This is a genomic window from Bordetella ansorpii (assembly GCF_900078315.1).
Classification (GTDB): domain Bacteria; phylum Pseudomonadota; class Gammaproteobacteria; order Burkholderiales; family Burkholderiaceae_B; genus Bordetella; species Bordetella ansorpii.
In genome coordinates this window covers 448,985-459,471 of the sequence record NZ_FKBS01000025.1, presented here as the reverse complement: position 1 = coordinate 459,471, position 10,487 = coordinate 448,985, and the positions used below count along the sequence as shown (strand labels likewise).

Sequence of the window (10,487 nt, the reverse complement as noted above, 5' to 3'; positions counted from 1 at the left end):
TCGGGCGCGCCACCAGGCGCCCTCGGCCGCTACGCGGCTTCCCCTCCTCCAATTGGCCGTGCCACCCCACCCCAGCACACCCCACCCACCACAACGATGCTGCGAGCGCGCGATGCGGGGCACCGTGGAGTCGTGGCCTGCGGGGTGTCTTTGTCGTAGGTACGGGTGCCGGGTTTTTATGGGGCGGTTTCGTGCCATTGGCAGTTAAACAGGCGCATCATGATGTTCGGCCGAGTGTGGGTGTGGGCTGCTTGGCATCAAGATACCGCGGCATCGTGGTGCGTAATCTCGTCAGCGGTTCCCGGTATTGGCCATGCATCGGCCCGGACCTGGCTCTGTTCGGGAGCACTCCGCCGCGGGGGATGTTGTCGTGCGATTGAACACCGTCCTGAGTCCTTCCCGTGCCTGGGACAGCCGTGACGGCCAATTGGAGGAGGGGCAGTCCCCGAAGGGGACCGAGGGCGCCTGATGGCGCGCCCGAGCCCGACGACTTGGCCGGCGCGGCTGTCCCAGGTGCGGGAAGGACGTCTCCAGAACGATGTTGTCACCCCCAAGCAACGCTCACCCGCCCCACCCCCGCATAGGCATAACCCTTCAAGAACCCGACCTTTACCGGCAATAAATCCAACAAAATAAGATAAGAACAGCAATATTCAGCCAGAAAATCCGAAATAAATAACGATTTCGCCTAAAAAAGCGAAAAATGGCCGCCTCTGTAACTGAGTTATGCTGGCGCCGCTCATAACTGGAGACCCCTGCTCATGTCCCGTCCCGACACCCTTCGTTCCACCGCTCGCCGCGCCCTGCTGGGCGGCGTCGTGGCCCTGGCCGCCGGCCTGTCCGCGCTGGCTCCGATGGCCGCGCAAGCCGCCGACTATCCCAGCAAGCCGCTGCGCTTCATCGTGCCCTATCCCCCCGGTGGTCCGCTGGACACCATGGCGCGCGTGCTGGCCGAGAAGGTGCGGGCGTCGCTGGGACAACCCGTCATCGTCGAGAACAAGGCAGGGGCGGGCGGCAACATCGGCGCCGACCTGATCGCCAAGGCGCAGCCCGACGGCTACACCCTGGGCATGGGCGCCGTGGCCACGCATGCCATCAACCCGTTCCTGTTCAGCAACCTGCCGTACGATCCGATCAAGGATTTCTCGCCCATCACCGTCGTGGCCTCGGTGCCCAACGTGCTGGTCATGAACCTGGACTTCGCGCAGAAGAACAACATCAAGACGCTGGCCGACCTGATCGACTATGCCAAGAAGAATCCGGGCAAGCTGAACTACGGTTCGGGCGGCAACGGCAGCGCCGGCCACCTGTCGGGCGAACTGCTCAAGGCGCGCGCCGGCATCAACGTCGAGCACATTCCCTACCAGGGCGCGGCCCCCGCGCAATTGGCGCTGCTGTCTGGCCAGTCCGACTTCATGTTCGACAACCTGGCTGCCTCGGCCGGCCTGATCAAGGACGGCAAGGTCAAGGCGCTGGCCGTGACCACCGCGCAGCGTTCGTCGCTGCTGCCCGACGTGCCCACCGTGCAGGAAGGCGGCATCAAGGGCTTCGACCTGGGCACGTGGTTCGGCGTGTTCACCACCGGCGGCGTGCCGGCGGACGTGGTGGCCAAGCTGAACAAGGCTTATGCCGACGCGATGAACCTGCCGGAAGTGCGCGAGCGCCTGCTGCAGATGGGTTCGGAAGCCAAGCCGATGTCGGCAGCCGAGTTCGCCGGCTTCGTCAAGCGCGAGAAGGACAAGTACCAGGAAATCGTCAAGCTGTCGGGCGCCAGCCTGAACTGATCGCACGATGGACGCAATGGCCTGGTATCCCTGGCTGCGCATGCTGCACGTGGCGCTGGCCGCGGCCTGGGTGCTGGGGTTGCTGACCATTGCGGCGGCCTGTTTTCCCGCGGCGGAGCCTTCCGCGCCGTCGCGTTTCCTGCAGGGGCTGGCCCGCTGGAACGTGCGCGTGATCTGGCCCGTGATGCTGCTGGCCCTGGTCTGCGGCAGCGAGCTGGCGCGCATGGCGGGCTGGTTCGGCCAGCCCTGGCTCGATGCCAAGCTGGCGCTGGTGGCGCTGCTGGTGCTGCTGCAGATCGCGCTGTCGGCGGTGTTGCGGCGGCTGATCCACGTGCCGGACTATCGCTCGCCGGGTTGGGTGCTGTCCGCCAGCATGGTGGTGTTCATCCTGGGGCTGGGCGTGTTGATCCTGGCCGCGGTGAAGCCGTACTGGTAGTGTGGACAGGCCTATTCCGGCCGGCCCCAACCCTTGGCGTGCTCCACCGCCTGACCCCATCGCTTCAAGCGTGCCTCGCGCCGGTCTGCCGACCACGCCGGTTCGAATCGGCGATCCGCGCGCCATTGCGCGGCGAACTCGTCCAACGACTGCCAGAAGCCCACGGCCAGGCCCGCCAGGCCCGCTGCGCCCAACGCAGTGGATTCGGCCACGCGCGGCCGCACCACCGGGACGCCCAGCAAGTCGGCCTGCATCTGCATCAGCAGGTCGTTGCGGGTGGCGCCGCCGTCCACGCGCAACTCGGAAAGTTCGATCCGGCTGTCCGCATTCATGCAGGCCAGCAGTTCGGCGCTTTGCAGCGCGATCGATTCCAGCGTGGCGCGCGCGATGTGGGCGCGCGTGGTGCCGCGCGTCAGCCCGACCATGGCGCCGCGCGCGTAGGGATCCCAGTGCGGCGCCCCCAGGCCCGCGAAGGCGGGCACCAGGAAGACGTCGTCGGTGTCCTCGACCTGGGCGGCCAGCGCCTCGACGTCGGCCGAGCGCGGGATGATGCCCAGTCCGTCGCGCAGCCACTGCACCGCCGCGCCGGCCACGAAGATGCCGCCCTCCAGCATGTACGTGGCCTGCGGCCCCGAGGGCGAGGGCAGCATCCAGCCCAGCGTGGACAGCAGATTGTTGGACGAGGCCACCGGCTGGTCGCCGACATTCATCAGCATGAAGCAGCCGGTGCCGTAGGTGTTCTTGGCCATGCCCGGCGTGAAGCAGGCCTGGCCGAACGTGGCGGCGTGCTGGTCGCCGGCCACGCCCGCGATGGGAATGGCGCCGCCCAGCAGTTCGGGCAGGGTGCGGCCGACTTCGCCGCTACTGGGGGCAATCCGGGGCAGCAGGCTGCGTGGGATGCGCAGCAGTTCCAGGATGTCGTCGTTCCAGTCGTGCGTGTGCAGGTCGTACAGCATGGTGCGGGCGGCGTTGGTGGCGTCGGTGCTGTGCACCTTGCCGCCCGTCAGTTGCCACACCAGCCAGGTGTCGATGGTGCCGAAGGCCAGTTCGCCGCGTTCGGCCGCCTGGCGCGCGCCGGGCACGTTGTCCAGCAGCCAGGACAGCTTGGTGCCCGAGAAGTAGGCGTCCACCACCAGGCCGGTGCGTTCCTGCAGCCAGCCGGCATGGCCGTCCTGGCGCAGTTGCTCGCAGAGCGGCGCGGTGCGGCGGTCCTGCCAGACCAGCGCGCGGGCCAGGGGGCGGCCCGTGGCGCGGTCCCAGATGAGCGTGGTCTCGCGCTGGTTGGTAATGCCGATGGCCGCGACGTCGGCGGCGCTTGCGCCCGCGTTGCGCAAGGCTTCGCGCGCGACCTCGAGCTGGGTGCTCCAGATCTCGGCCGCGTCGTGCTCTACCCAGCCGGGTTGCGGGTAATACTGGCGGAACTCGCGCTGGCCGGTGCCGCGCACGGCGCCCGAGCGGTCGAACACGATGGCCCGCGAACTGGTCGTGCCCTGGTCCAGGGCCAGGATGAATTCATGAGTCGTCACGGCGCGCCCTCGCCTTGTTGAGTTGGGCGCCTGCGTCAGGCGACAGGCGCCGGAACGAAAATACCGAAAGCAGACATGCTACGCCGACCACCAGGAAGCCGACGATCACGTCGCCCACCACGAGGTGTTCGCCGCCGCGCACGGACATGCTGATGTTCAGCGAGACGGCCGCCACGCCCACGCCCAGCGTGATGCCGAGCTGCTGCGCCATGGCCGAGAAGCTGCTGGCGCTGCTCATGCGTTCGGGGGCGATGTCGGCATAGGCCAGCGTGTTGACGCCCGTGAACTGCAGCGAACGGAAGAAGCCGCCGATCAGCAGGATGACGATCATCAGCCATCCCGGCGTGTCGGGCGTGAAGGTGGCGCAGGCCATGACGAAAAGGCCGGTCAGCACCGCGTTGATCATCAGCACGCGGCGAAAGCCGAAGCGCAGCACGATGGGCGTGGCCACGAACTTCATCAGCATGGCGCCGGCCGCGCTGGCGAAGGTGATCATGCCGGCCTGGAACGGCGACAGCCCGAAACCGACCTGCAGCAGCATGGCCAGCAGGAAGGGCGTACCGCCCACCGTGAAGCGGCACAGGTTGCCGCCCAGCGTGGAAATGGAGAAGGTGGGAATGCGCAGCAGCGACAGGTCGATGATGGGATGTTCGACCCGGCGCGAATGGCGCACGTACAGCGCGCCGCAGCCGAACCCCAGCACCAGCAGGCCCACCTGCATCCAGATCGGCATCAGGCCGCGGCCCAGCGATTCGAAGCCGCTGACCAGCGCGGCCAGGCACACGCTGCTGAGCACGAAGCCCCACAGGTCCAGGCCCGGTGCGTTGATCTCGCGGATCTCGTCCACGTAGCGCATGACCAGGATGATGCCCAGCACGCCGATGGGCAGGTTGATCAGGAAGATCCAGTGCCACGACATGTACGTGACCATGAAGCCTCCCAGCGGCGGGCCGATCACCGGACCCAGCAGGGCGGGCAGGGACAGGAACGACATGGCCTTCAGCAGGTCCTGCTTGGGCACGATGCGCAGCAGGATGATCCGCCCCACCGGAACCATCATCGCGCCGGCCATGCCCTGCAGGATGCGCGCCAGCACCAGTTGCGTGACGTCCTGCGCCAGCGCGCAGCCGACCGAGCTGACCGCGAACAGGCCGATCGCGGTGATGAACACGCGGCGCGCGCCGTAGCGGTCTGCCGCCCAGCCGCTGACCGGCACGAACACCGCGACCGCCAGCAGGTACGAGGTGATGGCCACGTTCAGCCGCACCGGTGTCGAATTCAGGGCCGCCGCCATGGCGGGCAGCGCCGTGGCCACCACGGTGGCATCGAGCATCTGCATGAACAGCGCGCATCCCACGATGAAGGGGATCATGCGGGCGGCACGGGCGGCGCGTAATGGGTCGGAGGCGGCTGAAGCTTGGTCTGAGGACATTGGAGCGCGGCGCGCGGGGGAGGGGTGTGGGGGGTGCGACGATTGTAACGCCGGCCCCCCGCACGGGGCCGGCACGTCGTGTCATTCCGTGACGGGCCAGGCCGCAAGCTGAAGTACACTTCCGGGATCCACAACCTGCCGGTCCGCATCCGCATCATGGCCAACTACGAATCCGAAATCACCAAATTCCTGAAGGATTACAAGGCGCAGCATCCCGACGTCGAAGAACGTCAGCGCGAAGGCCGCGGCCGCCTGTGGGACAAGCCGCAGGATGCGGAACTGCTCGAGGGCTTCCGTGCCGGCCGCGTGCCGCAGAAGCCCTACGTGTATTCGGCCGACTGATCCGTCCGTCCATAGTTACCCGCGCGCGGCCCCATGTCGTCCCGTAATCCTGCCGCCGACCTTGCCGCGCTCGTCGAGCCCCAGGTCGACAGCACCCCGGACGTGGTCGACTCCGTGGCGTTCGCGCGCCTGTACGGCGAGCCGCTGTTCCAGCTGCCCAACGACCTGTACATCCCGCCCGATGCGTTGGAAATCTTCCTCGAGGCCTTCGAGGGCCCGCTGGATCTGCTGCTCTACCTGATCCGCAAGCAGAACTTCAACGTGCTGGACATCCCGATGGCGGATGTCACGCGGCAATACCTTTCGTACGTCGACCAGATCCGTGTCCACAACCTGGAACTGGCCGCCGAATACCTGCTGATGGCTGCACTCTTGATCGAGATCAAGTCGCGCATGCTGCTGCCGGTGAAAAAGTCGGATACCGGCGAAGAGGTGGAAGATCCGCGCGCCGAACTCGTGCGCCGCCTGCTCGAATACGAGCAAATGAAGCTGGCGGCGCAGAAGCTCGACAAGATTCCCCAACTGGGGCGCGACTTCTGCCGTTCGCAAGCCGTGGCCGAGATCAGCGTCGAGCGCATGATGCCCGACGTGGGCATCGACGACCTGCGCGCGGCCTGGGCCGACATCATGAAGCGCGCCAAGCTCAACCAGCACCATCAGATCACGCGCGAGCAGCTGTCGGTGCGCGACCACATGACCCACATCCTGCGGCGCCTGAACGAAGTGCGCTTCATGGAGTTCGGCGAGCTCTTCCTCGAGCGCATCCGCGAAGGCGCGCCGGTGGCGGTGGTGGTCGTGCATTTCATCGCCATGCTCGAACTCGCGCGCGAATCGCTGCTCGACATCACCCAGGCCGAGCCTTACGCCCCCATCTACGTGCGCCTGGCCTACACCAGCGTCGCGGCCGCCGCCTGACGCGGCCCGTGCTGGCATGTCCGGCGCCTCCGAGCGGAGACTCCCGTGAAAGTCGTCCATACCATCCAGGAATTGCGTGACCACCTGCGCGGCCAGAACCGCGTGTCCTTCGTGCCCACCATGGGCAACCTGCACGAGGGCCACCTGGCCCTGATGAAACTGGCGCGCCAGCATGGCGACCCCGTGGTCGCCAGCGTGTTCGTCAACCGCCTGCAGTTCGGTCCCAACGAGGATTTCGACCGTTATCCGCGCACGCTGCAGGACGATATCGAAAAGCTGGAAAAGCAGCGCGACGTGTACGTGGTGTTCGCGCCCGACGAGCGCGAGATGTACCCCGAACCGCAGAACTACCGCGTGCAGCCGCCCGACGACCTGGGCAACATCCTCGAGGGCGAGTTCCGGCCCGGCTTTTTCGGCGGCGTCTGCACGGTGGTGCTGAAGCTGCTGTCGTGCGTGCAGCCGCGCGTGGCGGTGTTCGGCAAGAAGGACTACCAGCAACTGATGGTGGTGCGCAGCATGTGCCGCCAGTTCCAACTGCCCGTGGATATCCTGGCGCACGAAACCGTGCGGGCCGGCGATGGCCTGGCGCTGTCCTCGCGCAACCGCTACCTGAGCGAGGCCGAGCGTGCCGAAGCGCCCGCGCTGTATGCCGCGCTGAACAGTATCCGTGAGCAGGTGCGCAGCGGCGCGCGAGATGCCTCGGGGCTGGCGGCCGACGCCATGCGCGCACTGGGCGATCGTGGCTGGCAGGTGGACTACATCTCGGTGCGCCGCCAACGCGACCTGCAGGCGCCCACCGCGGCCGACATGCAGGCGGGCGAACCCCTGGTGGCGCTGGCCGCCGCCAAGCTGGGCGCGACCCGGCTGATCGACAATCTGGAGCTGTGAGCCCGCCGAGCCGCCTCAAGGGCGAACACCGGAGTGCGTCGCACGAAGGCTCGTTGATTCGCCCGCCGAGCCGCCTCAAGGGCGAACACCGGAGTGCGTCGCACGAAGGTTCGTTGATTCGCCCGCCGAGCCGTCTCAAGGGCGAACACCGGAGTGCGTCGCACGTGCTCCATTCGCCCGGCTGGCGGGGGACCCCTACCAGAATTGGTAGCTTCAACCCGCGCGGCGGGCGTGCCACACTGCTTGCAATCCTGAATTGCAACGGAGGCAACCATGCATTGCGGCAGTCGTCCGCCTAGCCCGCTGCGGCCGGGTCAGCCGACGCTGACTCCACGCGAACGCGAACTGGTGGGCTATATCGCCCAGGGGCAGTCCAACAAGGTCATCGCCATCGATTTCGGCATCTCCACGCGCACGGCGGAAGCACATCGCGCGCGCATCTTTCGCAAGATGGGGGTGCGCACCACGCTGGAACTGGCGTGTGCGCTGTGTCCGCATCGTTGCCCGGCGGGCTCGGGGGCGCCGGCCCGGGCAGCGGTACCCGTTATTGGCAGGCCGGGGTCGGCTGCTTGACCAGTTCGTCGATCGGATCCAGGTCGGGTTGGCGCGTCAGGCTGTAGTCCAGCGTCGGGGTGTTGCCCAGCACCGAGCGCACGCGCAGCACGTTGTTGGCCGAGGCCAGCAGTTCGGCGCGGGTGTTGCCCGAGGCATCCAGCAGCAGCAGACGAGCGGGGCGTTCGCCGGCCACGTTCCAGCAGCCTTGCTCGGCCACGGGCTTGCCCTGTCCTTCCAGCGCCTGCGAGCGGGCGCGCCAGCGGCCATTGGGGGCCAGGGTCAGGGTGACACGCTGGGCTTCGGCCTGGCACTGCATCGAACGCGAGAAACACGGGAACGTGCCCATGTAGGTCTGCGCCTGGGGCATGAAGGCCTGCGCTTCGGGATTGACCGGGCCGCCGGCGTCCTGCATGGGGGCTGCCGCGGCGGTGCGGTTGACCATGCGGGCGTTGGCGCCGCCGGGCGGAACCGGCGGCACCGGCGAATCGGCCAGGGCCGGATTCGTGGCCGCCGTGTCGTTGGCAGTGGGAGCCGGCGTGCCCGTCTGCGGGGCCTGCGAACTGCCCGACGCCTGGGTGGTGCGGCGCGGCGCGTCCGACTTCAGGTCGATCTGCAACTGCGACGGGGCATGCACCACGGTGCGGTAGCCCGCGCCCTGGCCGTGGTACTGCGCATCGGTGACGGTGCTTTCGGCCGGCGGGTTGTAATAGCCCGGGCTGCCGAACTGCGAGCAGCCGGCCGCCAGCAACGAGGCGGTCAGTCCGGCGGCGGCCAGAAGGCGGGAACGCGTGACGCGAGCGGGGGCGGGAGACATGATGAGGTGTCCGGATGGAGACGAAGAAGGGCGGCGTACAGATACAGACTCGTATGCCTGATGCCCCCGATTCTACGCATTTATCCCTGCATGCGGGTATACCCGGCGATGCCGGCGGGCGGCGTTTGATGAATCGCCGCGCAGCCGGAATAATGCGGCGTCCGGCGGGCGCCGCCGGTTTCAATTTCCGAGCGGCCTGACTCCATGTGGCATATGTATTCCCTCGATCCTGGCCTGGCGGTGCTGCTGGCCGCGTTGCTGGGCTTGGCGGTCAGCGGCCCGCTGAGCGCCGTCGCCCACCGTCTGCCGCGCATCATGGAACGCGAATGGCAGGCGGCGCTGCGCGAAGAACGGGAAGCCGCCGAGTCGCCGGCCGAGTCTGCCGAGTCCGACGCCGGGCAACCCTATGGCCTGCTGCGGCCCGGCTGGCATTGTCCGTCCTGCGAGTCGCCGGTGCGGGGGTGGCACGCCACGCCGCTGGTGGGGTGGCTGGCGCTGCGAGGGCGTTGCGCCGATTGCCACGCTCCGATTGGCCGACGCTATCCGGCGTTCGAGCTCGCCCTGGCAGCGCTGTTCGCGGCCTGCGCGTGGCGCTTCGGTCCCACCTGCATGGCGCTGTGCGCCATGGGGCTGGTCGGCGCGCTGCTGGTGCTGGCCTGGATCGATACCGAAACCGGCCTGTTGCCCGACGCCATCACGCTGCCCCTGGCCTGGGCAGGCCTGTTGGTCAACCTGGGAGACGGATTGGCGCCGCTGTCGCTGGCCGTGGTCGGCGCCGTGGCCGGCTATCTGTTCCTGTGGTCGGTGTTCCACGTCTTCAAGCGGGTCACCGGGCGCGAGGGCATGGGCTATGGCGATTTCAAATTGATGGCCGCCCTGGGGGCCTGGCTGGGTGTGGCCGCGTTGCCCTGGCTGCTGCTGGGCGCTTCGCTGGCCGGCGTCATCGTAGGGGTGGGGTTGCGGGTGGCGGGCCGGGTCGAGCAGGGCCAGCCCCTGCCCTTCGGTCCGTATCTGGCGGCGGGCGGTATCCTGATGCTGCTGGCCGCGGGGCAACCGCCCTGGCTGGCGGGGTTCGGCTGATCGTATGGGAGGGCCACGCATGTACAGCATCGGATTGACCGGCGGCATCGGCTCGGGCAAGTCGCGCGTGGCGGACCTGCTGGGGGGATGGGGCGCCACGCTGATCGACACCGACGTGATCGCGCACGAACTGACCGGCCCGGGCGGCGCGGCGATGCCCGCATTGCGCGAGGCTTTCGGCGATCGCGCGGTGGATGCGCACGGCGCGCTGGACCGCGCCTGGATGCGCGACCGGGTCTTTCGCGAACCCGCGGAACGCGAGCGCCTGCAGGCGGTGTTGCATCCCATGATCGATCAGCACACGCGCCGGGCCGCCGAACGGGCCGATGGTCCCTATGTCGTGTACGTCGTGCCGCTGCTGGTCGAATCCGGACGCTGGCGCGCGCGCGTTGATCGCATATGTGTGGTCGATTGCGATCCCGATACGCAGGTGGCCCGCGTGCAGGCCCGCAGCGGGCTGACGCCGGACGCCATCCGGCGTATCATGGCGGCACAGGCCGCGCGGGACACCCGGCTGGCCGCCGCCGACGACATCATCGTCAACGACGGCGACACCACGCCAGAGATGCTGCACGAGCGGACCCGTCGCATGCACGATCGCTGGATCGAATGGGCGGCGGCAGCGGGCGGGCATCCTGGCGATCCCGGCAGTCTCGTCTGACCTTTTCCGCCTGACAATTTCCCGGCCCACGGCCGGCCACCACGGGCCTGCAGC

General features: G+C 68.1%; 11 protein-coding genes. 8 read left to right on the top strand and 3 right to left on the bottom strand.

All coding sequences use genetic code 11. The annotated features are described in order from the left end of the window. Nucleotides 1-761 precede the first annotated feature (761 nt). Nucleotides 762-1,784, top strand: a complete 1,023-nt coding sequence (locus A7W11_RS19710) for a Bug family tripartite tricarboxylate transporter substrate binding protein (protein ID WP_066417601.1) — start codon at nt 762-764, stop codon at nt 1,782-1,784. 16 nt (nt 1,785-1,800) lie between these two features. Further along, complete coding sequence (locus A7W11_RS19705) at nt 1,801-2,220, top strand: CopD family protein (RefSeq protein WP_066417598.1); 420 nt, start codon at nt 1,801-1,803, stop codon at nt 2,218-2,220. An 11-nt stretch (nt 2,221-2,231) separates the two neighbouring features. On the opposite strand, the gene glpK is transcribed toward A7W11_RS19705, so the two are convergent. Beyond that, nucleotides 2,232-3,746 (bottom strand): glycerol kinase GlpK, encoded by a 1,515-nt coding sequence (gene glpK, locus A7W11_RS19700; protein WP_066417595.1) that lies wholly within the window; start codon nt 3,744-3,746, stop codon nt 2,232-2,234. Then, nucleotides 3,733-5,178 carry a DHA2 family efflux MFS transporter permease subunit gene (locus tag A7W11_RS19695; protein ID WP_066417593.1) on the bottom strand — a complete coding sequence of 482 codons (1,446 nt, stop codon included), beginning with the start codon at nt 5,176-5,178 and terminating at the stop codon, nt 3,733-3,735. Before A7W11_RS19695 ends, glpK begins: the two co-directional genes overlap by 14 nt. Before the next feature lie 153 nt (nt 5,179-5,331). Here A7W11_RS19695 and A7W11_RS19690 point away from each other — a divergent pair, with 153 nt between their 5' ends. The 4 genes from A7W11_RS19690 (at nt 5,332) to A7W11_RS27605 (ending at nt 7,896) form a co-directional block, all read left to right on the top strand. Next, on the top strand, nt 5,332-5,520 hold the full coding sequence (locus A7W11_RS19690; RefSeq protein ID WP_156513316.1) for a DUF3460 family protein: 189 nt from the start codon (nt 5,332-5,334) through the stop codon (nt 5,518-5,520). Between the two features lie 33 nt (nt 5,521-5,553). After that, nucleotides 5,554-6,435: a segregation and condensation protein A gene (locus tag A7W11_RS19685; RefSeq protein ID WP_066417590.1), complete on the top strand. Its 882-nt coding sequence runs from the start codon at nt 5,554-5,556 to the stop codon at nt 6,433-6,435. A gap of 45 nt (nt 6,436-6,480) precedes the next feature. Then, the gene (gene panC, locus A7W11_RS19680; protein ID WP_066417582.1) at nt 6,481-7,323 is read left to right on the top strand and encodes a pantoate--beta-alanine ligase; all 843 of its coding nucleotides are present in this window, start codon (nt 6,481-6,483) and stop codon (nt 7,321-7,323) included. Between the two features lie 273 nt (nt 7,324-7,596). Then, nucleotides 7,597-7,896, top strand: a complete 300-nt coding sequence (locus A7W11_RS27605; protein WP_082887377.1) for a LuxR C-terminal-related transcriptional regulator — start codon at nt 7,597-7,599, stop codon at nt 7,894-7,896. Here the strand turns inward: A7W11_RS27605 and A7W11_RS19675 are convergent. Continuing rightward, a complete protein-coding gene (locus A7W11_RS19675) occupies nt 7,868-8,692 on the bottom strand; it encodes a hypothetical protein (protein WP_066417575.1) in 825 nt (274 codons plus the stop codon). The genes A7W11_RS27605 and A7W11_RS19675 overlap by 29 nt on opposite strands. Nucleotides 8,693-8,896: 204 nt before the next feature. Between A7W11_RS19675 and A7W11_RS19670 the strand changes: the two genes are divergently transcribed. Both A7W11_RS19670 and coaE read left to right on the top strand, forming a co-directional pair. Further along, nucleotides 8,897-9,772 (top strand): prepilin peptidase, encoded by an 876-nt coding sequence (locus A7W11_RS19670; protein WP_066417573.1) that lies wholly within the window; start codon nt 8,897-8,899, stop codon nt 9,770-9,772. Between the two features lie 19 nt (nt 9,773-9,791). Beyond that, nucleotides 9,792-10,433, top strand: coding sequence for a dephospho-CoA kinase (coaE, locus tag A7W11_RS19665; RefSeq protein WP_066417570.1), 642 nt, complete (start codon nt 9,792-9,794; stop codon nt 10,431-10,433). Nucleotides 10,434-10,487 lie beyond the last annotated feature (54 nt).

Coding starts and splice junctions, on each gene's coding strand:
- A7W11_RS19670 (WP_066417573.1), top strand. CDS start 8,897: ATGTGGCATATGTATTCCCTCGATCCTGGCCTGGCGGTGCTGCTGGCC.
- A7W11_RS19675 (WP_066417575.1), bottom strand. CDS start 8,692: ATGTCTCCCGCCCCCGCTCGCGTCACGCGTTCCCGCCTTCTGGCCGCC.
- A7W11_RS19705 (WP_066417598.1), top strand. CDS start 1,801: ATGGCCTGGTATCCCTGGCTGCGCATGCTGCACGTGGCGCTGGCCGCG.
- A7W11_RS19710 (WP_066417601.1), top strand. CDS start 762: ATGTCCCGTCCCGACACCCTTCGTTCCACCGCTCGCCGCGCCCTGCTG.
- A7W11_RS19695 (WP_066417593.1), bottom strand. CDS start 5,178: ATGTCCTCAGACCAAGCTTCAGCCGCCTCCGACCCATTACGCGCCGCC.
- A7W11_RS19685 (WP_066417590.1), top strand. CDS start 5,554: ATGTCGTCCCGTAATCCTGCCGCCGACCTTGCCGCGCTCGTCGAGCCC.
- A7W11_RS27605 (WP_082887377.1), top strand. CDS start 7,597: ATGCATTGCGGCAGTCGTCCGCCTAGCCCGCTGCGGCCGGGTCAGCCG.
- coaE (WP_066417570.1), top strand. CDS start 9,792: ATGTACAGCATCGGATTGACCGGCGGCATCGGCTCGGGCAAGTCGCGC.